Annotated in this window: 16 protein-coding genes, 1 tRNA gene and 2 pseudogenes; 8 read left to right on the top strand and 11 right to left on the bottom strand. The window is 64.0% G+C overall.

The annotated features are described in order from the left end of the window. Positions 1 to 497: 497 nt before the first annotated feature. The 5 genes from recG to HOLFODRAFT_RS0206815 all read right to left on the bottom strand — a co-directional run bounded on the left by recG (position 498) and on the right by HOLFODRAFT_RS0206815 (position 8198). Positions 498 to 2597, bottom strand: a complete 2100-nt coding sequence (gene recG / locus HOLFODRAFT_RS0206790) for an ATP-dependent DNA helicase RecG (protein ID WP_005035755.1) — start codon at positions 2595 to 2597, stop codon at positions 498 to 500. After that, positions 2598 to 2978: a PIN domain-containing protein gene (locus tag HOLFODRAFT_RS0206795; RefSeq protein ID WP_005035754.1), complete on the bottom strand. Its 381-nt coding sequence runs from the start codon at positions 2976 to 2978 to the stop codon at positions 2598 to 2600. Then, complete coding sequence (locus tag HOLFODRAFT_RS19830) at positions 2975 to 3262, bottom strand: AbrB/MazE/SpoVT family DNA-binding domain-containing protein (RefSeq protein WP_005035753.1); 288 nt, start codon at positions 3260 to 3262, stop codon at positions 2975 to 2977. Before HOLFODRAFT_RS19830 ends, HOLFODRAFT_RS0206795 begins: the two co-directional genes overlap by 4 nt. Positions 3263 to 3618: 356 nt before the next feature. Further along, the gene (gene dnaB / locus HOLFODRAFT_RS0206810) at positions 3619 to 4986 is read right to left on the bottom strand and encodes a replicative DNA helicase (protein WP_005035751.1); all 1368 of its coding nucleotides are present in this window, start codon (positions 4984 to 4986) and stop codon (positions 3619 to 3621) included. After that, entirely contained in the window at positions 4986 to 8198 is a 3213-nt protein-coding gene (locus HOLFODRAFT_RS0206815) for a CehA/McbA family metallohydrolase domain-containing protein (RefSeq protein ID WP_005035750.1), read from the bottom strand. Before HOLFODRAFT_RS0206815 ends, dnaB begins: the two co-directional genes overlap by 1 nt. A gap of 216 nt (positions 8199 to 8414) precedes the next feature. Between HOLFODRAFT_RS0206815 and HOLFODRAFT_RS19835 the strand changes: the two genes are divergently transcribed. From HOLFODRAFT_RS19835 to HOLFODRAFT_RS0206830, 3 genes are all read left to right on the top strand, one after another. Beyond that, complete coding sequence (locus tag HOLFODRAFT_RS19835; protein ID WP_158412926.1) at positions 8415 to 8945, top strand: SanA/YdcF family protein; 531 nt, start codon at positions 8415 to 8417, stop codon at positions 8943 to 8945. Further along, a complete protein-coding gene (locus tag HOLFODRAFT_RS0206825) occupies positions 8942 to 10069 on the top strand; it encodes a thiolase family protein (protein ID WP_005035746.1) in 1128 nt (375 codons plus the stop codon). Before HOLFODRAFT_RS19835 ends, HOLFODRAFT_RS0206825 begins: the two co-directional genes overlap by 4 nt. 420 nt (positions 10070 to 10489) lie before the next feature. Next, positions 10490 to 11653 carry a hypothetical protein gene (locus HOLFODRAFT_RS0206830; RefSeq protein WP_005035745.1) on the top strand — a complete coding sequence of 388 codons (1164 nt, stop codon included), beginning with the start codon at positions 10490 to 10492 and terminating at the stop codon, positions 11651 to 11653. Positions 11654 to 11809: 156 nt separating this feature from the next. Here HOLFODRAFT_RS0206830 and HOLFODRAFT_RS0206835 read toward each other — a convergent pair whose 3' ends face one another. The 4 genes and pseudogenes from HOLFODRAFT_RS0206835 to HOLFODRAFT_RS0206850 form a co-directional block, all read right to left on the bottom strand. Continuing rightward, positions 11810 to 12154: a hypothetical protein gene (locus HOLFODRAFT_RS0206835; RefSeq protein WP_005035743.1), complete on the bottom strand. Its 345-nt coding sequence runs from the start codon at positions 12152 to 12154 to the stop codon at positions 11810 to 11812. Further along, complete coding sequence (locus tag HOLFODRAFT_RS0206840) at positions 12151 to 13218, bottom strand: PDDEXK nuclease domain-containing protein (protein WP_005035742.1); 1068 nt, start codon at positions 13216 to 13218, stop codon at positions 12151 to 12153. Before HOLFODRAFT_RS0206840 ends, HOLFODRAFT_RS0206835 begins: the two co-directional genes overlap by 4 nt. 524 nt (positions 13219 to 13742) lie before the next feature. Then, positions 13743 to 14012 (bottom strand): annotated as a pseudogene (locus tag HOLFODRAFT_RS25775) (type I restriction endonuclease subunit R); the annotation flags it as partial. A 394-nt stretch (positions 14013 to 14406) separates the two neighbouring features. Continuing rightward, positions 14407 to 14483, bottom strand: a tRNA-Pro gene (locus HOLFODRAFT_RS0206850). Positions 14484 to 14943: 460 nt separating this feature from the next. On the opposite strand from HOLFODRAFT_RS0206850, the gene HOLFODRAFT_RS0206860 reads away from it, so the two are divergent. The 3 genes from HOLFODRAFT_RS0206860 (at position 14944) to HOLFODRAFT_RS0206870 (ending at position 20105) form a co-directional block, all read left to right on the top strand. Continuing rightward, on the top strand, positions 14944 to 16275 hold the full coding sequence (locus tag HOLFODRAFT_RS0206860; protein ID WP_005035738.1) for a cytochrome ubiquinol oxidase subunit I: 1332 nt from the start codon (positions 14944 to 14946) through the stop codon (positions 16273 to 16275). A 10-nt stretch (positions 16276 to 16285) separates the two neighbouring features. After that, a complete protein-coding gene (gene cydB / locus HOLFODRAFT_RS0206865) occupies positions 16286 to 17332 on the top strand; it encodes a cytochrome d ubiquinol oxidase subunit II (RefSeq protein WP_005035737.1) in 1047 nt (348 codons plus the stop codon). Between the two features lie 199 nt (positions 17333 to 17531). Further along, on the top strand, positions 17532 to 20105 hold the full coding sequence (locus HOLFODRAFT_RS0206870) for an ATP-dependent Clp protease ATP-binding subunit (RefSeq protein ID WP_005035736.1): 2574 nt from the start codon (positions 17532 to 17534) through the stop codon (positions 20103 to 20105). 2 nt (positions 20106 to 20107) lie between these two features. On the opposite strand, the gene HOLFODRAFT_RS0206875 is transcribed toward HOLFODRAFT_RS0206870, so the two are convergent. Continuing rightward, positions 20108 to 20698, bottom strand: coding sequence for a class I SAM-dependent methyltransferase (locus HOLFODRAFT_RS0206875; protein WP_005035735.1), 591 nt, complete (start codon positions 20696 to 20698; stop codon positions 20108 to 20110). A 63-nt stretch (positions 20699 to 20761) separates the two neighbouring features. Here HOLFODRAFT_RS0206875 and HOLFODRAFT_RS22760 point away from each other — a divergent pair, with 63 nt between their 5' ends. Both HOLFODRAFT_RS22760 and HOLFODRAFT_RS0206885 read left to right on the top strand, forming a co-directional pair. Continuing rightward, complete coding sequence (locus HOLFODRAFT_RS22760; protein WP_211237938.1) at positions 20762 to 21463, top strand: TetR/AcrR family transcriptional regulator; 702 nt, start codon at positions 20762 to 20764, stop codon at positions 21461 to 21463. Between the two features lie 73 nt (positions 21464 to 21536). Beyond that, the gene (locus tag HOLFODRAFT_RS0206885) at positions 21537 to 21866 is read left to right on the top strand and encodes a response regulator (RefSeq protein ID WP_005035732.1); all 330 of its coding nucleotides are present in this window, start codon (positions 21537 to 21539) and stop codon (positions 21864 to 21866) included. Between the two features lie 295 nt (positions 21867 to 22161). Here HOLFODRAFT_RS0206885 and HOLFODRAFT_RS25050 read toward each other — a convergent pair. After that, positions 22162 to 22361: pseudogene (locus HOLFODRAFT_RS25050) on the bottom strand (IS91 family transposase); the annotation flags it as partial.

Here is a 22361-nt window from a genome sequence, read left to right on the forward strand (position 1 = left end):
TCCCACGTTCCGCACAAAAGCCTGACCAGGGCTCGCGCCGCCTTTACGCCGGTCACCGCCCGGACCGTAAACAGGTCCCTTCCGGGCTTCATCCCAGGACTTCATCCGGAGCCTGGTTTCGATGACTTGCATTCCTTCTCGACGCCTCATCAGCGGTTCACTCACGTTCGCCTTCCCTGGTCCCACCTGACGGCTTCAAACCCGCCTTTTCCGGTTCCGCTCACCACCCAGGCTGTCACCCCTGCGCAGCGACCGGCGGTTTGGAGTCTGACCCTGCAGCCCGACCCCGGGGGGCCCACCCCCATCTTCTGTGCAGCTCAGCACCCTCCTCAGTCAGTTCTCATATCCCTCCTGAAGAGTTCGCGCCTTTCGTGGCGCACGGATGGGCAGGATAAACTAATTAAACATTTACACACATGTTGACAAAGGTTGCTAAGTTCAAGATTTGCAGCTATATCCCAGTGTGCGATTACGCTACGTTTGACGGCAAATCGGTATCAGCTGATCTCCGCCAGCCTCAGGCGGGCCTGTTCCTGACGAAGCCAGGCCATCTGGGCCTCGCTGAGACCATGGGCCAGGGTGCGGTCCGCCGCCTCTCGGCATTTGGCGAGGAGGGCGCGATCCCGCACCAGATCCGCCACCTGGAACTGAGGCAGACCGGACTGCCGGGTGCCGAAGAACTCGCCGGGTCCCCGCAGCTCCAGATCCCGCTGGGCGATGCGGAAACCGTCCTGGGTCTCCACCAGGGCCTTGAGGCGCTCGGTCTCGCTCCCGCTGATCATGAGGAAATGGCTCCTGGCGGTACCGCGCCCCACCCGCCCCCGGAGCTGATGGAGCTGGGAAAGCCCGAAACGCTCGGCGTGGTCCACCACCATCACGGAGGCATTGGGGACATCCACCCCCACCTCGATCACCGTGGTGGCCAGGAGGAGCCGGGCCTCGCCCTTCACGAAGGCCTGCATGCGCAGGGTCAGCTCGTCGGTCTTGAGCCGACCGTGGACCACCGCGATGGATACGCCGGGGAAGCGGCCCCGGAGCAGTCCCTCCATGGCCTGGATATCCCGGAGGGGCACCTTGGTCTCGTCCTGGGGGTCGATGGCCGGACTCACCACGAAGGCCTGGTGCCCGGCGTCCAGCTGGCGCTCCACCAGGTCCCAGGCCCGCTCGGCATCGTCGGGATCGAAGAGCCGCGTGGTGATGGGCTGACGTCCGGGAGGGAGTTCGTCCAGCACCGACTGGTCGAGATCCCCGAAGACCGCCAGGGCTAGGCTGCGGGGGATGGGGGTGGCGCTCATCACCAGCCAGTGAGGATCGCCCCCCTTCCCCTTGAGGGCCTCCCGCTGCTTCACCCCGAAGCGATGCTGCTCGTCCACCACCACCAGCTGCAACCGGTCGAAGCTCACGGATTCCTGGAAGAGGGCATGGGTCCCCACGACATAGTGGGCCTCCCCCGAGGCGATGCGGGCTTGTGCCTGGCGCTTTTCCGCCGCCTTCATGGCCCCCAGAAGCACCTGGAGCCGGGGGGACTCCTCCCCCAGCAGGCGCTGGAAGGTGAGGGCATGCTGGCGGGCCAGGACCTCCGTGGGGGCCAGCAGGGCCGCCTGGCCGCCGGTTTCCGCCACCATGGCCATGGAGAGGAAGGCCACCAGGGTCTTGCCGGAGCCCACATCCCCCTGGAGGAGCCGGTTCATGACGCCCCCCGAGGTGAGGTCCCCCACGATCTCCTTGAAGGCGGTGCGCTGCGCCCCCGTCAGATGGAAGGGAAGATAGGCCCTCAACTTCTCCCTCAGCGCCTCGCTGGTGGGCACCACCAGGCCCCGGCGCTTGAGGCGCCCGGCCCGGCGGAGGGCCACCCCCAGGGCGAAGGCGAAGAGTTCCTCTGAGGCGAGGCGTCGGTGGCCGGGGGTCGTGCCCGCCTCCAGATCCCCGGGGTCACTGTCATCCAGGGGCTGATGGAGCCGGATCAGGGCGTCCATGGTGCTGGGCAGGCCCTTGGCCAGGTCGCTCGGAAGCCAGTCCTGGGGCGGATGGAGGCGGCGCAGGACATCCTGGACCATCCGGCCCCGGGTCCGCCCGAGAATGGGCCCCAGCTTGCGGTAGAGGGGCAGGAAGCGGCGGACCCAGAGATCCTCCTCACCCTCCTCCCCCCGCCCCAGGACCTCGACGGAAGGCCCCCGCATCTCCAGACCGTGGCGCCCCAGGGCCAGGTTCCCGAAGAGCAGCACCCGGTCCCCTGCCCGCAGGACCCGGGTCAGGTAAGCCTGGTTGAACCAGACGAGGCGCAGGCTCCCGGTGCCGTCCTCGACCACGGCCTCCACCAGCGCCATGCGCTGCATCCTGGTGGTGGTCTGCCGGATGGCCTTGAGGGTCCCGATCACCGTGGTCAGGTCCCGGTCCGTGGCGTGGTTGTGCCAGCGGTCCAGCTCCCCGATGGGCCGCACCGAACCCCGGTCCACATAGCGGTAAGGCAGCGACCAGAGCAGATCCCGCAGGGTCTCGATCCCAGCCTCCTGGAAGGCCGTGGCATAGACCGGTCCCACCCCCCGGAGGGCAGTGACCTTGGCGGAGAGGGGGAGGATGGGAAGGGTGTCGGCCATCTATACTTTCTGAGCCCCAGACGCCTTTGCGAGCCGTTTGTCGAAGGTGAGAAGAGGCGAGTGTCCTGCTGCGCGAGTCGCCTCCAGGATCAGGTAGTCCGAGAAATCAGCCGTCCCCTTCCCCCAGAGATCCAGGGCCGCCCGCACAAGCTCCGGGGCCTCCAGCACCAGGTCCCGGTTGCTGGTGAGGATGTCCAGCACCCTTGTGATTTCCGGCTTGGAGCGCCCGTACCCGGCCTCCAGCACCCAGACCATCTCCAGGATCACCAGGAGGGATACCCACAGGGGACCTTCCGCCACGGCGGATTCGGCGAGGGCAAGCTGGGCCGGATCATCCTGTTCGATCAGACGGATCAGGACATTCGTATCGGCAGCCCTCATTTCCGCCCCCGGAATCTCGCCCGGAGCGCCTCATCCATGTCCTCAACCGAAAGCCTGGCACCAGAGGGCTTGAGGGCGTCCTGAAGATCCCTGAGCGTAGTCTCCCGGACCGGCTCCACCACAAGATGCCCGGCCACCACAGTCCAGACTAGTTCCGTCCCCGGCTCGATGTGCAGGGCCTTCCGCACCTCAGCAGGGATGCTGGTCTGCCCCTGGGAAGTCAGGCGAGTGCGCGGAGCGTTGGGTCTTTTCGGTGGATCCGGCATAAAAGGATGGGTGGCCATGGAGCCCTCCGTGTCATATTACCAAGGTAATACATTACCAAAGTAATACAAGCTCAGCCATCAACCAAGTCTCAGAACATTCAACCACAAGCATTTTCCGAATACAGCATTGCAGACTTATTTTGAGGGCAGTTCATCAGGCTTCTGCTTTTATCCTGGCCATCCTGCATATCCTGTTGGAAAACTTTGAACAGGATATGCAGGATGGCCGGATGAATCAAATGTCGATGAAGGCTGCTGAGTTCGTGATTTGCCGTCGCATCCCAGCCGGTCTTTGATTCCCTCTGTGCCCTCTCTTTTGAACCTCTGTGCCCTCTGTGTTTACTCTTTCAATCTTTCAGGCGGAGCGATACGGATCAGAAGTCCCCGTGGGTCTCCCGCTCCATCTCGCGGTAGCGGGCGAACTCACCTTCGAAGTAGAGGGGGATCTTGCCCAGTTCGCCGTTGCGGTGCTTGGCCAGAATGAGCTCGGCGGAACGGTCGTCCTCCTCCCCCTCCTCCTTGGGCCTCATCCTGCGGTGGATGAACATCACCATGTCAGCATCCTGCTCGATGGCGCCGGAGTCTCGCAGATCCGAGAGCTGGGGAAGACCACCCTGGCGGTGTTCGACCTCACGGTTGAGCTGGGAGAGGATCACCACGGGAATCCCGCGATCCTTGGCCAGGAGCTTGAGGCCTCGGCTGAGCTCGCCCACGCGGGTGGCTTCGTTCTGCTTGGAGGCCCGGCTGTCCGCTGGCGAGCTGAGGAGCTGGAGGTAGTCGATGATGAGCAGATCCAGGCGCTGGTTGGCCTGGGCCAGGTGACGGTCCACCATGGCGGTGATCTCCCGCACCGTGATGGCCGCCTGATCGTTGATGAAGAGGGGCAGTTCCAGCAGCTCATCCCGGGCCCGCAGCAGCCGGGCCTGGATCTCGTCCGTGAAGTTGCCCGCGAGGACGGATCGGAGGTTGATGGAGGAATGGGCGGAGAGGAGGCGGTTGAAGACCTCCTCCTTGGACATTTCCAGGGAGAAGAAGGCGGCATGGCCCCCGTGGTAGAGGGAGGACCGAAGCAGCCAGTTGAGGGCCAGGGCGGTCTTGCCGATGCCTGGACGGGCAGCCAGCACGATGAGGTTGCCGGGCTGGAAGCCCTGGGTGATGGCGTCCAGGCGGGAGAAGCCCACCCTCAGGCCGGTGGAGCCCCGCCCTTCCAGGCGATCCATGAGGTTTTCGAAGGCCTCCTTGGCCACGTCGGCGACGTGCTCCAGCCCCTTGCGTTCCCGGGCCTGGGAGAGGCGGAAGAGGTCCGAGGCCACCTGCTCCACCAGGGTTTCGGGGGCGGCCTCCTCCTCGGCGGCCTGCCGCACGAGCTGGGCCCCGAGACGGATGAGCTGGCGGTGCTTGCGCTTGCGGGAGAGGAGATCCGCCAGCACCTGGGGACGCCCCACCTCCTCGGAGCTCAGCAGCTCCACCAGGCCGGTATAGCCCCCGATGCGGTTCAGGTCCCCGTTCTGGTCCAGGAAGTCCTTGAGGGTGAGGGCATTGACCTCGATCTGCTCTTCGATGAGCCCCCGCAGCGCCTTGAAGACCGCCCGGTGGCCCGGATGGACGAAGTCATCCTCCGTGAGATGGAAGACGATCTCCGAGGCGGCAGTTTCGGCACCCGGGGCGCAGCAGGTCGCCAGCAGCGCCCGCTCGGCGTCCACGTCCTCCGGGAGACGTTCCGGCAGCCAGTCAGTCCCCATCAGTTGTTCCCGGGAGCCACATAGCCGAGACCATCGGTATCGCAGAAGATCGGGTTGGTGACGGCGACGGGATAGATCCCCTTCATGATCTTGTTCCAGGCTGGGTAGGTAGAGGGCGCGTAGGCGCCGGTGGTGGCCAGGGGAACCCCCCCTTCCAACACAATCCAGCTGTCACCACTAAGCGTCACGTTGAAGGCATGGGTCCACTTGCGGGTGTCCGAAGTATCCTGAGCCCATCCGTATGAGGCAGGAGCTGGCCCGAAGGTGTGGGTGGTCACCACCGTGCCGTTCACCACGATGCGGATCTCATCCACCGGCACCCAGTCCCCGGCCATGACGGTCACCGTCAGCTGAACCGTGCTTCCGGAGCCGCTGACCAGCCCCCCCAAGCCCACGCTCCCCACGCTTACGTCCACGAAGGGCCCCGTGGAGGCCACGGCGGCCCCGGCCTGGAGGGCGTCCTGGATGGGCACAAGGTTGTCCTGCGTGAAGCCGGAGGTGTTGGACGTGGAATAGGCAGCGGTCTTGAGGTAAGTCCTGCCCAGGCCCACGGGGGTGTCCTTGGTGTACGCGGAGGAAGACAGCCCCAGGGCCTTGGTGAAGCTGGCAGGAGTCTGCCCGTTGAGGAGGGAGAACCAGTCGGCCCGAACAGCCTTGAATTCCGTGAACCAGGCCGTGACGCTCCCCAGATCGCTCATCGCCTGGGCCGAGATCAGCTCGATGGCATCGAAGTCACCATTCCTGGTGCCGAAGGAGTAGGTGCCAACCCCCGAGAGCCAAGCATCGGTGATCTTGACCGCACTGCTGGGGTTCTGGGCTGCAAACAGTCCCTTCGGTCCCCTGGGGCGGTTGATCACCTGGTAGCTTCCCTCCGCCTGCTTGATGAAGTCCGCAAGCGTCCAGTTGTTCGGCAAGCGGGCTCCCCGGTTGCGGGCCGTGGTGGGATCCGGCGTAAAGAGGGCCGTCGCCACCCCGTAGTTGCCCACGGCCATTCCGCTCAGGTCCGAGCTGCGGGCCGGCACCACGAAGGGATCATCCCCCACCGCCGTGCGCTGCTCATCACTGACATCGTCATCCGTGAACTCCATGCGGAATTCGTCCCGCAGGTCCGTGGAGTCCGTGAGCAGATCCTCTTCCGTGTTTGCCACCACCTGAATCCCCTCAGCCAGAGCGCCCGAAAGCTTCTCGGCAGGGAGCAGGCCACCGGTGGAGGCCATGGAGGGGCCCGGCATGTCGAAGGTGGTCCAGCCCGTGGGCAGGGTCGCCGGGAAGATGATGAAGGTGTAGGAATTGGTGCTGGTGGTGGAAACCGTGATATCCCGCGACTGGAGCAGGCTCAGGGGGCCCCGGGTGGCGAATAGGGTGTAGTCGCCCTTGATGAGGGAGGCGACGAAGGGCGCGTCGGATTTGAAGCCAGTGCCAAAGGCCTGGTTCCCCTCGCCGAAGGCGTAGCAGCCGTAGTTCGCTCCGGAGATGCCCTTGGCCTTGGTGGAGGTGTCGTAGATGCTCCCCAGGGAACGGGTGCGCCTCATGTCCGGATCGGGCACCGAATTGCCCTGGATCGTCCAGCGCAGGGGCTGGAGGTGGCCCTCGGGGGCGTTCCGCTCAATGGCGTACAGGGACACGCTCGGGAAGGCGGTGTCCGTCACGGATTGCGAACCCGAACTCACGATCCAATCGTATTCGGAGCACAGGACGGCATTGCTGATGATGAAGTCGCTGGTGCTGGACTCCTCCCGATCCCCATCGTTGGGGTCGTCCTGGACCAGGAGAGGGACCTTCACCTCGGGGTAATCCTCGTCGTTGGAGTTGGAGAAGGACGTGAAGGTGCTGGCGAAGGAAGTCATCGAGTAATCGGCTGGACTCCACTGGTTCGGCTGCTGGCTCTGGAGCTTGATCCGGTAGGTGCCCACGGGCAGGAAGAACCACAGACGGGGATTGGTGGCCAGGGTCGTGGACAGGCACTCCTGGGGCTCCAGCCACTCGGTCCGGACCAGGTTGCCGCTCAGATCCTCGATGCGGATCTCGGTGGGGGCTCCCCCGTAGCGCACGGCGCTTCCGGAGGTCTGGAAGGCGACCCATCCGGCACCGGTGCCGCGCAACGTGGCGCGATCCTTGGTCATCCGGTTGAAGATCCCCGTGGCCTGGTTGGGGTAGTTGTAGGCGTAGTACTTCGTCGCCGCAGCCCCCACCAGCGAACTCCCGCCTTCGGCGTAGAGCCTGCGGCGGTAGGTCAGGGAGGCCCCGTTGGCGAGGCCGCTATCCGTGGAAAGGGCGGGCTTGCCCACCACCAGTGCCGAAGGGAACTTCGGGCGGGTGTCCGAAAGGGAGTTCTGGGCCTCCGGGCAGGACACCAGGAGGTAGTCCTCATCGTCATCCACCGGCAGGAAGCCCAGGCTGGTGTGGGCGTCGTAGGTCGGTGCGGCGGGCTCCACGCCCATGAGGCCCACCATGGGGGCCCGGACGCTGTTGAGGATGCTGAAATCGGTGGTCCCGGGGATCTCGACGCCCCAGGTGCTCAGGGCAGTGCCATCAGCGTTCTTCGCGGTGGCCGGGATGTTGAAGCGGTACCCCCCGCCCTTCTGCAGGAGATAGTCCCCGATGTTCTTGATGGCCACAACGGAGCCCGTGTTGTTGGTCACGGTGGTCTCCAGCAGGAAGAAACGGTCCGTCTCCCCCAGGGAGATCGTGTGGGTCACCGCCACGCCATCCATGCGGACCCCGGTGCTCACATTGCAGATTCCGCCGGTCATCACCAGGCTGGAACTGCTGCCCGAATTGGAAACGGTGAAGGTATCAAAGACCATCTGGAGGTTCGGGTCCTGGTTCACCACCGGCGTCAGCCTTTCCACCAGGTCCGAAGGCATGGAGGTGCGCTTGTAGCTGGTGTTCAAGGCGACATAGCCCGCGTCCACGATGCTGCCACCGGACAGGGCCCCGGCAATGGGCACACCGCTCCCGCCATAGGGAATCCCGTCCACAGCCATCGACACCGCATCGTTGCCGAGGAAGTAGTCCCCAGGCCCGGCGGCGGACTTGAGCCCCGGCACGCGATCCCCGCCAGTGCTGGGAATCTCTTCCGCCACGGGGGTGGAACGCTGAATGCCGGTGGCGTGGTAGCACCCCGGAGCCGCCAGCACGAGGGCCAGGGCGGGAAGCCAGAGGCCCGGGCGATGGGACCGGGAGGCGTGTGGGGCGAGGGGCTTCGTCATCTAGGAACACTCACGAGGAGAAACGGACGGTTTGGGACCCAGGAGGGCAAGGGTCTATGCTAACTCACGATGCGCTTCATTGCTTTATCCACTCTCAGAAGGGGGCCCTGGCTCCGCATCGCGCTGGCGCTGGGCCTGCTCCTCCTGTTGGATCTGCTTTGGATAGGCATTTGGTTCCCCTGGGTGTCCCGGGGACGGGTGCTCCTGCCCGGTGATATGCCCAGCCCAGGATCTCCGGCGCTCGTGCTGGGAGCCGGGGTCCTCCCTGGAAAGGAGCCCTCGCCGGTGCTTCTGGAACGCCTGAAGACCGCCCTCTACCTCTTCCAGAGCGGCAAGGCCCCCTGGATCCTGGTCTCCGGCGACAACCGCTCCATCTACTACAATGAGCCCCAGGCCATGCGCCGCTGGCTGCTCAAGCAGGATGTGCCGCCCACCCACGTCATCAGCGACTACGCCGGTCGGCGGACCTACGACAGCCTCAAGCGGGCCCAGCGGGTCTTCGGGATCCGACGGATCATCGTCGTCACCTCGGACTTCCATATGGCCCGGGCCCTTTTCCTGGCGAGAAGCATGGGCATGGAGGCCTGGGGAGTCACCGCCAACACCCGGGATATCCCCTGGTACGGAAGGATGGGATTCTGGTTCAGGGAATGGATCGCCCGCCACGTCGCCGTCTGGGACAGCTGGTTCCCCCCTACCCCTGTGCTGGGCCCCCGGGAACCCACCCCGGAGGATTACCTGCCATGAAGCTCCCCCTTCCCCTATCCATCCTGGCGGCTGGTCGCCTGCCCCAGGGGCGCTTCGGGGGCGCCCTGGCGGGTCAGGGTGCCGTGGCCCTGGGAGAGGCCGCCGTCCGGGCCCTGCTTTCAGATCCCGACCTGCCTAGACCCACCCGCCTATGCTGGGGCATGGCCCGCTCCCACACCCAGGGCATGAACCCCGGACGCACCATCGCCGTTCGGGCCGGTCTGGGACATCAGGTCGTGGGCACCACCCTCAACATGGCCTGCGGCTCCGGCATGGGGGCCATCTTCCAGGCGGCCCAGTACCTCCTTCTGGGGGAAAGCGGCCCCGTCCTGGCCGGGGGCAGCGAAGCCATGTCCGACAACCCCCACCTGATGCCGAACCTTCGCTGGGGATGGCGTCTGGGGCATCAGCCCCTTCCAGATGTCATGCACCAGGACGGTCTCCTCTGTCCCCTCACGGGCCTGCTGATGGGTGAGACCGTGGAGCACCTGGCCAAGGCCCACGGCATCACCCGCTCCCAGGCTGACCGCTACGCCCTGGAGAGCCATCGCCGCGCCGCCGCTGCCGATTTCTCAGCAGAGCACCTGCCCCACCCGCTCCTGGACCGGGACGAGTGCATCCGCCCCGACGCCACCCTGGCGGATCTGGAGGCCCTCCCCCCCATCTTCACCCCCGAGGGGCAGGTGAGTGCAGGAAACGCCTCCGCCCTCTCCGATGGCGCGGCGGCCCTGCTCCTCTCCCGGGAGGCGGGCCCCTCGCCCTTGGGCCGGATCCTGGGCTGGACCGAGCTGGCACTGGATCCCATGGAAATGGGCGCCGCCCCCATCCCGGCAGTCAACACGCTGCTCGCGGAGTGCGGTCTCCGAATCCGGGACATCGCACTCTGGGAGATCAACGAGGCCTTCGCCGCCCAGGTCCTGTGCTGTGCCGAGGCCCTGGATCTGCCCATGGACCGCCTGAATAGCGCCGGGGGCGCCATCAGCCTGGGACACCCCATCGGCGCCAGCGGGGCCCGGATCGTCGTGGCCCTCCTCCACCGCCTCCGCCAGCGCGGGGGAGGCCTGGGGATCGCCACCCTGGGCATCGGCGGCGGCCTTGGGCAGGCAGTCCTGGTGGAAGCCTGAGGGTGGGAAACCAACCCGCTTCCAATCCCCTGTGAAGAGGCTCACCGGGTGCTGGAAGCTCTGAAAATCCATGCGGTTTCGCCGACCAACCCACTCGGGATGCCCATCCAGAGGGATTCTATAGCCTTCACGCTCGATGAAAACAAGTAGTTGACAGGCCCAACCCGCTTGTAGACCATGAAGCTGTCAATCACAACCAATCGGACAGACCCACCCCCAGCAACACCGCACGTCGGGTCGCGCGTCCGCTCATTGAAAGCCCTACAAGGTCACTGAGGCCAAGCACTCAAAGGTTCCGCGAAATTTCCTCCTTAATCTCGCGCCGCGGTTCCCCGGTCCCAGCAGACACTTCCCACCCGCCCACCCACCCTCCAAGGCGACCCGCCTTGGGTTCCAACAACCCAACCTAGTGAGGTAGTAATGAAAAAGTCCCTTGCGTTCCTGAGCGCCCTCAGCTTTGCCACCGCCGGCTTCGCTGCTGCTCCCGCCGAAGCTCCCGGCCTGAAGGTCACCGGCTTCCTGCAGTACCGCTACGAGTGGACCGAGAACCCCCGTGCCATCGCTGAGGATTCCCTGGCCAACGGCGAGTACATCGCCGATCCCTCCGGTTACGGCAACGCCTCCATCGACGCCAAGAGCAACACCCGCCTGAACATGTTCCTCTTCCTGGACAACCAGTTCGACGGCCACACCCGCTTCCACGCCATCCTCGGCGCCGAGCACCTCAGCGGTCGCACCACCAAGACCAACATCGAAGTCAAGGAAGCCTACGTGGCCGCCAAGTTCGGCCCTGCGGAAATCCAGGTGGGCCGCTTCCTCTCCGACGTGGGCCTGGGCACCCTGGGCGGCTCCCCCTACATGGACGGCATCCACGTCACCGCCGGCAACAAATACGTCTCCGGCCAAGTCTACGTGACCAAGTTCGGCAACGCCAACAGCGTTCAGGTGCTTGAAGACACCATGAACAGCCACATGACCTTCGTGTCCGGCGACCTCAAGGTCATGCCCATCGACGGCCTGACCATCTGCGGCTCTTACTTCGCCGATGTCACCAGCGAAGATGACGCATGCAACTACAAGACCTACGCCCTGGGCGCCGAGTACAAGTACGTCGCCAACAACGTGCCGTGGTTCACGGTTTCCGGCGAGTATGCCAAGAACAACTCCGATGGTGCCGAATTCCTGAACACCGACTACTCCAACATGACGGCCGAAAACCCCATCGCCTACTACGGCAAGGTCAAGGTCCTGGGTGCCAACCCCTTCATGCCCGGCACCGCTGGCTTCTCCGTCCAGTACCGCAAGGCTGAGGCCGGCTTCGATTGCATGGGCATGGCCAATCCCATGACCTGGAACGCCCCCTTCAACTGGACCACCCCCTCCGGCGGCGGCATCGCCGAGAACCACAAGGGCTTCGAACTGGCGGGTGAAGTCACCGTCCTGCCCCGCACCATCCTCAAGGCATCCTACGGCCTCATGAAGACCGTCGACATGCACGCCTACGGTTCCTTCGGTGCCCATAAGGTGGATGCCACCACCGACAGCGAGAAGTACTTCACCGCCGCCGTGTTCTACCTCTTCTAGGCCAGAACCCTTCGGCTGAATCCCTCGGCCCCAGGCGCCCTAACGGGTTCCTGGGGCCGAGGTCTGTCATGCGTAGAGACAGGCTGCTGAGGCCCCTGCGCCTTGAACCGCGCTCGACCAAGGCGAGGCGGACTGACCTGGACGGTGAAGACAGGGCTACCCTCCCTTCGTGACAGTCGAGGCTCGCTTCTCCGTATCGGAATAGAGCCAGTGGGCCATGCTAGATATCCAGGTGGTGGACAGCCACCCGAGAGGAAGATCGAATGACGCCTCTGTCGTTGCGGGGGTTGAAACACTACGGCCCTGTCGACCGGAGCCGGATAGCTTGGATTTGGGATCCTTCGCCCGTTTCAGCAACTCACTCGCCGGTTCATCCCCCGGGTCCTGCTCCACCAGCTTCCCGCGCACGGCCAATTCCAGCACCAGTTCCCGCAGGCGCTGGATGCCGTTGGGGGCTTCGGCCAGGGTTTCGAAATTCCCCAGGAGGTCATGGGGGGTCATGCCTCGCTCCCTTCGCCACTCAGCTCGGCCTCCAGCGTCTCGATGGTCGGCAGACTGCTGGCCAGGTCATTGGGAAGGGCCTGGGTGAGCTGGTACTCGGAGACGCCAATGGCCTTGTCCACGCCACGCAGGGCGTACTCGGCCACCACAGCGTTGCGGTCCTGGCAAAGGATGAGGCCGATGGTGGGGGCGTCCCCAGGGTGGCGCATCAGGTCGTCCACGGCGTTGAGGTAGAAGTTCAGCTTCCCCGCATATTCGGGCTTGAAGGCACCGCGCTTCAGCTCGATGACCACGAAGCAGCGGAGCTTCAGGTGGTAGAACAGCAGATCCACGTAGAAGTCATCGTTGCCGATGGCGAGGGGCACTTGGCGCCCCACGAAGGCGAAGCCCAGCCCTAATTCCAGCAGGAAACGCTCCAGATGCCGCACGAGGCCAACTTCCAACTCCCGTTCGCGGAAGTCCTTGTCCAGGGTCAGGAAGTCGAAGAGGTAGGGATCCTTGAGGGTCTGCTGGGCCAGATCGCTATGGACGGGGGGCAGCGTGAGGGGGAAGTTGGTGATGGCTTGGCCCGTGCGCTCGTGAAGCCGCGAGGCTATCTGGAGGCCCAGCACATTCCGGCTCCAGCCCTGGGTCACCGTCTGGATGACATACCAGCGCCGCTGCTCCCGGTCCTTCACCTTCTGCATGAGGAGGAGGTTGTGACCCCAGGGCAGGTGGAGAACCAGGGTCTCCAGAGGCGTTTCTGGGGTGGTCAACAATTCCGCAACAAGCTGTTGCGGAATTGGAGGGGCCCCATATTCAGATGCGAAGGCTGCCATGTTGGTGAGATTCCGCTCACCAAAGCCCTTCACCTCCGGCATCTCGTTCTTGAGGTCCCGGGCGAGCCGAGGGATCACACCCGAGCCCCAGGGCTGGCTCTGCTGGATGTCCAACAGACGCAGACCCAGGTTCCAGTAGAGAAGGATCAGTTCCCGATGCAGGGTTGAGGCTGTCCGGAGCTGGGTCTTCTGGATCTCTGCACGGATCTCGACGAGGAAGCCCTTGTAGGTGGACAGTTCGTTCATTCCTCCTCCTTCAGGGCCCCTGGGGCGGTGCGATAGGCTTGGCGGGGGTGGCGGGGGCTCTCGGGGTAGCGGAACTCCAGGCGCTTCACCTCGATCAGGGGGTAGAAGAGGTTCTCCCGGAGGTAGGTCAGATTCCGGTCCAGGATCCTGGCCAGCTTCTGGGGCTCCAGTTCCCGCCACGCGGAGAGTTCAAGGACCAGGCGCTGCAGGTCCTCCAGTTTGACCCGCTGGGGCAGGGCTTGGACCTTGGCCCGAAGTGACCGGGGCATCTCCGCCAGGATGTCAGGTTCCGGGTCGGACATATCAGGTAAGGGCGGGGGCATATCAGGTAAGGCCTGGGACATGTCGGATAGGGCCTGGGGCTTGTCAGGTTGGGGGGCCCCCGCCAGGGGACCAGCGGCGATGTAGTGGGTCGCCGAGCCCTTGCCCTTCTGTTCCAGCAGGCCCAGATCCCTGAGATGGCGCAGCTTGGCGCTGGCATTCAGAGTGTCCAGGCTGGCCAGGGTCCTATAGGCAGCGTTGTCGATGGCCTGCTGCATCCCGGCCCCGAGGGCGCGGTTGGCATCCTTGGCTTCCACCACCGCCAGGGGAATGCCCGCACGGAAATACAGCACATAGTCAGCCCGCTTGCGCTTCTTGCTTCGGGAAGCGATGCGCCCACGGACCCAAATGCGACCCGCCGTGTAGGAAACTTCCCGCCGAATCTGGGTGGTCGGATCCCACCCCGCTGCCTGGATGGCAGGGGTGATGAACTGATCGCAGATATCGGATTCGGTCAGGGCACAAAGGTCCATCGGAAGAGCCTTTGGAGTAATGCGGACGCGAAGGGGGGGGACGCAGTCCGTAAGAGGAAGTTCCTCTGAGTTTAGACTCGTGACGCCCCGGCCATCCTCAAAGTACATTCGAAAATGTGGAATTCAGCGTTTTCTCAAATCCCACCAATGGCTGTTGCAATGTCCGTGGCCACTCGGAGGGGAGCCAGGGTAATGTCCGGCGGCAAGCTCGCGCCAACACTGGTCCTCGGACATTCCGTACGTTTCGGACGCAACCTTCCCTTTTTCCGAAAAAAGAAGAAGAGAAAGAAGATACGAGGCAATTCAAAGGATCCATTGAGTAGAACGGGAGTAGAAAACGCAAAACAAAACGACCTTCCCGGTGGGGGAAGGTCACGTAAAGCATTGTTTCTATTGGTCGGGGCGAAAGGATTCGAACCTTCGACCCTCTGCTCCCAAAGCAGATGCGCTACCAGGCTGCGCCACGCCCCGACGAGCCTGCAAGTATAGCAAATCCAACATGGACGGGCAATTCAGGATTCCAGGGCAAGTAGGTATCCCCACCCGTAGCGTCGACAAGGCGGCACCCCTCTCACGGCACCCATGCCGGGCTGCACAAGCCAAGCTCAAGCCGCCAGATACATGATGGCGATCAGGGCCATGACCAGGAAAAGCAGCGGAAATTGCCAATCGATTTCGACGACGGGATGGGAGAGATCCTTCATGGGGCACTCCGGTGGAAAAGTCGCCTTCACACTGTCCTTTTGATACTCGGGGAATAGATCGGTCGCACCCACCTCGGACTGAAGTATTTCGTCCTTCACCCCCCTGAGCGTTAGGAAGCTCGGCGTGAGCTTCCAGAACGACTTAAATTCAGGGACGATCTTCTGGATCCGGCATCCAACTCGACATATGCATATCGATTCCTGCCCCCCCTCACAAGGAGTGCTCCATGGGTGACCTCTTGTTCTGGCATCGCCTCCAGTTCGGATTTACGGCGGCCTTCCACTACCTATTCCCCCAGCTCACCATGGGCTTGGCCCTGCTCATCGTCGTGCTCAAGACTCTCGCGAGGCGGACACACAACGAGCGATACCAGGAACTTGCGCGCTTCTGGATCCGGGTCTTCGGCATCAGCTTCGCGGTGGGCGTCGTGACGGGAATCCCCATGGAGTTCCAGTTCGGCACCAACTGGGCCCAGTTCAGTCGCCATTCGGGAGGCGTCATCGGCCAGACCCTGGCCATGGAGGGCATGTTCGCCTTCTTCCTGGAGAGCTCCTTCCTGGCCCTCCTGGTCTGGGGCGAGAAGAAGATCAGCGCCGGGGCGCACTACGCCGCCGCCTGGGCCCTCTTCATCGGGAGCTGGCTCTCGGGCTATTTCATCATCGCCACCAACGCCTTCATGCAACACCCCGTGGGCTACACCGTGGGACCAGACGGCACCCTCCAACTGGCCTCTTTCTGGCGCTTCGTCCTGAATCCATGGGCCATCGTCCAGTACATGCACAACATGATGGGCGCAGTGGTAACCGGCGCATTCGTGGTGGCGGCGGTGGGGGCCTTCTGGACCCTCAGAAAGACCCACAGCGAGCACGCCCGCCTGAACCTGAAGGTTGGTGTCATCACAGCCCTCCTGGCCAGTATCCTCGTGGCCTTCCCCACCGGGGACATGCAGGGCAAGGTGGTGGCCAAGTATCAGCCAGTGACGCTGGCGGCCATGGAAGGACGCTTCCATAGCGGCACCTTCGCGGAGCTCAGCTTCATAGGCCAGCCGGAGGTGGCAAAGCGGAAGCTGGAGAACCCCATCCAGATGCCGGGGGTCCTCAGTTTCATCGCCTACGGCACCTTCAGCAGCAACGTCAAGGGCCTCAATGAGTTCCCCGAGGATCAGTGGCCCACCAGCATCGAACTGCTCTACTACAGCTTCCACATCATGGCGGGCCTGGGCACCCTCTTCATCGCCCTCATGCTGATCTCTGCCCTGCTCCTCTGGAAAAAGAAATTGGATGGAGCCAAGCCCGTCCTCTGGCTCCTCATGCTGGCCTTCCCCTTCCCCTTCATCGCCAACACGGCGGGGTGGATGGTGGCAGAGATGGGACGTCAGCCCTGGCTCATCTATGGACTCTTCCGCACCAGCCAGGGACCGAGCCATCTGGTCCACCCGGGGCAGGCCGTGTTCACGTCCTTGGGATTCGCCGGGCTCTACGTGGTCCTGGGGCTTCTTTTCGTTTTCCTGGTGATGCGGGAGGTCTTCCAGGGCCCCCATCACACTGCGGCCAAGTAGGGAGGCAATCATGGAAATGCTCTGGTTCTGGCTTGTATCCGTAATGGTCGCAATCTACGTCGTGATGGACGGCTTTGACTTCGGCGCAGGCATCCTGCACCTCTTCGTCGCGAAGAGCGATACCGAACGCCGGGAGGTTCTGGGAGCCATCGGCCCCCTCTGGGACGGCAACGAGGTGTGGCTCCTGGCGGGGGGTGGGGCCATGTTCCTGGCCTTCCCCAAGGTCCTGGCCTCCGGCTTCTCCGGCTTCTACCTGGCCATGTTCATGGTGGTATGGACCCTGATCCTGCGCGGCATCTCCATCGAATTCCGCAGCCACATCCAGGACGGATTATGGCGTGGGTTCTGGGATGGCGTCTTCGCCTTCGCCAGCATCCTGATGCCCATTCTCCTGGGGGCGGCCCTGGGCAATGTGCTGAGGGGAGTGCCCGTGGATGGCACGGGGTATTTCAACATCCCCCTCTTCACCAGCTTCGGCGTATCCAACCCGGTGGGCATCCTGGACTGGTTCACGGTCCTCATCGGGGTCTTCGCCCTGGTGACCATCGCCGCCCACGGCGCCCTCTTCCTGGCCTGGAAGACCGAGGGCCCGGTCCACGAACGGGTCAAAGGGGCCGCCCGGCTCCTCTGGCCTCTGGTGATCCTGCTTTGGCTGCTTTCCACAGTGGCCACCCGGACCGTCAATCCCCGCATCTTCAGCGCCTTCCCCCACGCCCCCCTGGCCTGGCTCTTCTTCATCGTCTATCTGGCGGGATTGGCCCTGGTGTTCACAGGCATCCGCAAGGAGCGTTTCCTGTTGGCCTTCCTTGGCTCCGGGGCGTTCATCATCGGGATCCTGGCCACCAGCGCTGCCTGCGTCTGGCCAGTCATGCTGCGCTCCACCTTGGATCCAGCCTATGACATGACGGCCCTCAACAGCTCCGCGAGCTCCCACGGCCTGAGTTCAGGCCTGGGCTGGTGGTTCATCGGCTTTGTCATCGTGCTCTGCTACTTCGCAAACCTCTTCCGGATCCATCGCGGCAAGATCAAGGCCGCCGCCGACGGGGATGGATATTAGAATAAAATCTATATATATTGCAACCAATCACCTGCTTTTATCCTGCCCATCCTGCCTACCCTGTTCCCTGCTTTTTAACAGGATAGGCAGGATGGAAGGATGAAAAAACAATTACATACAAACATAGTGATGGATACAGTCAAAAAATCTTAGTTGACAAGCATCATGTCCACCCTATCCTGAAATCAGGAGGCGAGCCATGTCCATGCTCTCCCTGACACAGAAGGCCAACGAAGCCCTGGTTGCGGCCCGAAGCAAGGCCATTGCAGGGCCCCACGCAGAACTGCTGCCCCAGCACCTGTTCCTCGCCCTGATGGGTCCGGAGGCCGGGCTGCGCCCTGTCCTGGAGCGGGCCGGGCTGGCAGCGGAATCCCAGCAGGGACTCCTGGATGCTGCGGAGGATCTGGTGGATCGCCTGCCCAAGGCCATCGGCGGTTCCGAGCCCCAGGTCGGCCCTGCCCTGCGCAACTTCCTGGAACTGGCCAGCGACACCGCCCGGGGCCTGGGGGACCGCTTCGTAGCCACGGACGCCATGCTCCTGGCCTTCGCCAATGCCCACACGGATATCCGGAAACTCCTGGAGCGCTTCGACCTGGAGCGGAAGAAGCTGGAGACCGCCATCCGGGAATCCCGAAAGGGGGCCCGGGTCGAGGACGAGCGGGCCGAGGACAAGTTCGCCTCCCTGGAGAAATACGCCAAGGACTTCACCGCCCTGGCTGAACAGGGCAAGCTGGACCCCGTCATTGGCCGGGACGAAGAGATCCGCCGGGTTCTCCAGGTGCTCTCCCGGCGCACCAAGAACAATCCCGTCCTCATCGGCGAACCCGGCGTCGGCAAGAGCGCCATCGTGGAGGGCCTGGCCCAGCGCATCGTCAAGAAGGATGTTCCCGAAAGCCTCAAGGGCATTCGCCTCATGGGCCTAGACATGGGTCTCCTGGTGGCGGGCACCCAGTATCGGGGCCAGTTCGAGGAACGATTGAAGGGCGTCATCCAGGAGATCGAGGCCTCCGAGGGCCGCATCGTCCTCTTCATCGACGAACTGCACCTCCTGGTGGGAGCGGGCAGCGCCGAAGGCTCCATGGACGCCGCCAACCTGCTCAAGCCTGCCCTGGCCCGGGGCGAACTGCGCTGCATCGGCGCCACGACCCTGAACGAATACAAGAAGCACATCGAGAAGGACGCCGCCCTGGAACGGCGATTCCAGCCGGTCTTCGTGGACGAGCCCTCCATCGAGGACAGCATCAGCATCCTGCGGGGCCTGAAGGAGCGCTACGAACTGCACCACGGCGTGCGGATCCGGGATGCCGCCCTGGTGGAGGCCGTCCAGCTCAGCCGTCGCTACATCGCCGACCGCTTCCTGCCGGACAAGGCCGTGGACCTCATGGATGAGGCTGCCTCCAGCGTCCGGATGCAGATCGACAGCCGCCCCCTGGAGATCGATGTCCGGGAACGCCGAGAGATGCAGCTTCAGCTCGAGCGCCACGCCCTGGCCAAGGAGAAGGATACCGTTTCCAGGGCCAGACTCCAGGAGCTGGAGAAAGATCTGGCAGAGCTGAACGAGGAGCTGGCTGCCCTTCGTGCCCAGTGGGAGAACGAGAAGAAGCGCATCGAAGAAACCCGGGGCGTCCAGAAGCACCTGGACGACCTCCGCATCGAACTGGAACAGGCCAAGACTCGGGGCGAATACGAGCGGGCCTCCCGCCTGGAATATGGCGAGATCCCGGCCCTGGAGAAGCAGATCGCGGGGGCCGGGAACGTCGACGGCGCCATGCTGCGCCTGGAGGTGGGCGAGGAGGACATCGCCGCCGTGGTCTCGAAGTGGACCGGCATCCCTGTCTCCAAGCTGGTGGAGGGCGAGATCCAGAAGCTCCTCCACATGGAGGAGCGCCTGCACCAGCGGGTCGTGGGACAGGAGCCCGCCCTCCGGGCCATCAGCGATGCCCTGCGCCGCAACCGGGCGGGGCTCTCGGACACCAAGCGTCCCATCGGCTCCTTCCTCTTCCTGGGCCCCACGGGCGTGGGAAAGACCGAGGTGGCCCGGGCCCTGGCGGAGTTCCTCTTCGACGACGAAAACGCCATGGTCCGCATCGACATGAGTGAATTCACCCACGAGGCCGACGCCACCCGGCTCATCGGTGCAGCCCCGGGCTACATCGGCTACGAAGAGGGGGGTCGCCTGACCGAGGCCGTGCGCCGCCGCCCCTACGCCGTGATCCTCCTGGACGAGATGGAAAAGGCCCACCCCCGGATCTTCGACATCTTTCTCCAGGTGCTGGAGGATGGCCGCCTGACGGATGGCAAGGGACGCACCGTGAACTTCCGCAACACCGTGGTGCTCATGACCAGCAATGTGGGCTCCAGTGCCATCTTCGAGGCGGGGGGCGAGGTGGACAAGGCCCAGAAGGAGATCCAGGCATCTCTCCGAAAGCACTTCCGGCCTGAGTTCCTGAACCGCATCGACGAAGTTGTCACCTTCCGGGCCCTGGCCCAGGAGGACATGGTGGCCGTAGCCCAGATCCAGCTCCGGCGGGTCGAAGAAATCCTCGCCGAGAAGCGTATCGGCCTGGAGGCTCCCCCGGAGTCCCTGGAATGGCTGGCCAGGGAGGGCTTTGACGCCCAACTCGGCGCCCGGCCCCTCAAGCGCCTCATCCAGCAGGTGGTGGTCAACCCGCTCTCCCGCCTGATCCTCACCGGCAAGCTGGAGCCTGGAGCGATGGCCAAACTGGCGGTCCGCAACGGGGAGCTTCAGGTCGAAGCGGAGGCGGTCCAGTAGCCCTAACGCTTTTCGAACAACGCCACGCAGGCCCCCGTCCTATTTCCCTCAGGATGGGGGACAAGGCTGAGGCCGGACTGGATCGCCCAGTCCACCTCGCTCCTGAAAAGGGAGGCGGGGCAGTGCCCCTTCGGTTCCCGCACCAACAGCCTCCCGCCGGGGCGCAGGACTGAAGCCATCTGGGCAATGGCACGGTCAGGTGTCGGCATCTCGTGGAGGACATGGATGGCCACCACCAAGTCCATGGCCCCTTCCAGATCCTTCACCTTGAGGTCGGCCTCGCCGCACGCCCTCACCTCCACGATGTCCAGCAGCCCCCGTCGCTCCAAAGTGCGCCGAAGGCGTCGCTGAACCGCTTCCTGGAGCTCAACACAGAAGACCCGGCCATCTGCGCCAAGGGCCCTGGCCATGGGAACGGTAAAGAAGCCGGAGCCCGGCCCCACTTCGAGAATGCGGTCCCCGGGCCGCACCAGGGGCAGGACGATGCGCTGGGGGCTGTCCCACAACCTCCTGAAGGGCAGTGAAAGAAAGGGAACCAGCCATGCAGGAATGACGCTGGGGTGGTGGACTGAGAGCTGGGAAGGCTTTTCCATGGGTTCTCCATAAAGCTCCAGTTATAATACGAGTGATCGCTCACCTTGTGGACTCGCATCACCGTGCCCAGAACTCGCACCAAAGAATTGAAAGCCAGGGCCATCGCGCGGCCACCACTGCCCGGGGAAGTCGAGAACCCCGAGAGGCACGCTCACATTCCTCCCAGGGGTGGTTCCAGGAAACGGGCCACCCAGATCCGAGCCAGGGAGACCGTCAGCGCAATTCTTGAGGCGGCGGCCTGCATCCTTGAAAAAGATGGATACCTGGCGGCCTCCACCAACGCCATCGCCCGACGAGCCGGGGTATCGATCGGATCGCTCTACCAGTATTTCTCTTCAAGGGATGATGTCTTCTCCGCCCTCCTTGCCGAGCACCAGGGCGAAGTCCATCGTCTCGTGGCAAGGGCCATGGAGCGTCTGGCGCAGAAGTGTTTCCCGCCCTCCAGAGTGCTTACAGATCTTCTGGAAGATCTGCTCATTGCGCACGCCAAACGCCCGGATCTCATGCATGCCATGGATACGGAGCTTGCCCATCTCCTGGGGCATGAGGCGATGGTGAATGAGCACAAGGGAGCCTATGCGCTCGCCCAGGCGATGGTCCCCACCGCCCAGCGCTGCCCGGAGGAAGCCCTGGCCTCCGCTTGGCTCGCGACTGAGATCACCGGCATGTTGGGCCGCAGGCTGGCCCACTCTCCCCCGAAAGGGATAGCAGCAGAGCACATTCAGGCCGCGTTTTCCCGGGCCATGCAGGCCTTACTGGAATAGCCGCCCTGCAAATCCAATCCATACTTGCGTCCCGCAGGGGATTGTCCGATAGGATGGAGTCCTGGAGACCTCCGTGGAGCCCTATCGCGTCCTCATCGTGGATGACGAATCTGACTTCCGCCTTTTGCTGGTGGAGGCCCTGGATTCCCTGGGCTATCTGGCCGAGGGGGCCGAGAGCGCCGAGGCAGCCATCGAGAAGGTGAAGGAAGAGCACTTCGCGATCATCTTCACGGACTTGAACATGCCCGGCGGCCAGTCCGGTCTGGATCTGATGCACGCTGTCCAGACCCTGGACCCGCGAACCTTCTGTATCCTCATGACCGGCTTCGCCACCACCGAGGCCGCCATCCAAGCCCTCAAGCGGGGGGCCTATGACTTCATCACCAAGCCCTTCAAGCAGTGAGCATTTCGTCGGTGGGGCGTGGGCGAGGCTGCCTCAGGTAGACGGAGCCCCCACCGATGAAATGCGGTGTTGAACAAGCCCGGAGCGGCGGGGGAGTTGGGCGAGGGCTATGGGGAAATCGCGCCTGCTGATCCACTTTTGGGGACGCCAGGTCCCCTGTCGCCCAGGGATTGCTGACTGCTGAGCCCGACAGTCCCGGCAGGGGCTTGGACCGAGTTGGCGTCATAGCAGGGCTTCGCCGTCCCGCCGTGGTGGAGGTCGTGGTGCAGGTGATGGATAGCTGAGAGGCTGACAGTCATGGCATCACCGCCGGGGGTGCCCTGGAGGCTTCACTCATCAGCGGTCGCCAGAGGATCAGACCACCACAATGAGGGCAGCGTTGCCCCGTGCCTTCGGCTGGACACGCCTCGGCTCTGGGTTTCGGAGCAGGCAGCAGGGCCCTGGCCTGTTCCAGCAGACCTCCACCCTGGGCCGAGGCGTAGAGGCCAAAGTGCC

This window comes from Holophaga foetida DSM 6591 (assembly GCF_000242615.2).
Taxonomy (GTDB): Bacteria; Acidobacteriota; Holophagae; order Holophagales; family Holophagaceae; genus Holophaga; species Holophaga foetida.

Excerpts from the sequence above, each read along its gene's own strand:
- HOLFODRAFT_RS19835 (WP_158412926.1), top strand. The coding sequence starts at position 8,415 with ATGCCCAGCCCAGGATCTCCGGCGCTCGTGCTGGGAGCCGGGGTCCTC.
- recG (WP_005035755.1), bottom strand. The coding sequence starts at position 2,597 with ATGGCCGACACCCTTCCCATCCTCCCCCTCTCCGCCAAGGTCACTGCC.
- HOLFODRAFT_RS0206815 (WP_005035750.1), bottom strand. The coding sequence starts at position 8,198 with ATGACGAAGCCCCTCGCCCCACACGCCTCCCGGTCCCATCGCCCGGGC.
- cydB (WP_005035737.1), top strand. The coding sequence starts at position 16,286 with ATGGAAATGCTCTGGTTCTGGCTTGTATCCGTAATGGTCGCAATCTAC.
- HOLFODRAFT_RS0206870 (WP_005035736.1), top strand. The coding sequence starts at position 17,532 with ATGTCCATGCTCTCCCTGACACAGAAGGCCAACGAAGCCCTGGTTGCG.
- HOLFODRAFT_RS0206875 (WP_005035735.1), bottom strand. The coding sequence starts at position 20,698 with ATGGAAAAGCCTTCCCAGCTCTCAGTCCACCACCCCAGCGTCATTCCT.
- HOLFODRAFT_RS19830 (WP_005035753.1), bottom strand. The coding sequence starts at position 3,262 with ATGGCCACCCATCCTTTTATGCCGGATCCACCGAAAAGACCCAACGCT.
- HOLFODRAFT_RS0206825 (WP_005035746.1), top strand. The coding sequence starts at position 8,942 with ATGAAGCTCCCCCTTCCCCTATCCATCCTGGCGGCTGGTCGCCTGCCC.
- HOLFODRAFT_RS0206795 (WP_005035754.1), bottom strand. The coding sequence starts at position 2,978 with ATGAGGGCTGCCGATACGAATGTCCTGATCCGTCTGATCGAACAGGAT.
- HOLFODRAFT_RS0206840 (WP_005035742.1), bottom strand. The coding sequence starts at position 13,218 with ATGAACGAACTGTCCACCTACAAGGGCTTCCTCGTCGAGATCCGTGCA.
- HOLFODRAFT_RS0206860 (WP_005035738.1), top strand. The coding sequence starts at position 14,944 with ATGGGTGACCTCTTGTTCTGGCATCGCCTCCAGTTCGGATTTACGGCG.
- HOLFODRAFT_RS0206835 (WP_005035743.1), bottom strand. The coding sequence starts at position 12,154 with ATGACCCCCCATGACCTCCTGGGGAATTTCGAAACCCTGGCCGAAGCC.
- dnaB (WP_005035751.1), bottom strand. The coding sequence starts at position 4,986 with ATGGGGACTGACTGGCTGCCGGAACGTCTCCCGGAGGACGTGGACGCC.
- HOLFODRAFT_RS0206830 (WP_005035745.1), top strand. The coding sequence starts at position 10,490 with ATGAAAAAGTCCCTTGCGTTCCTGAGCGCCCTCAGCTTTGCCACCGCC.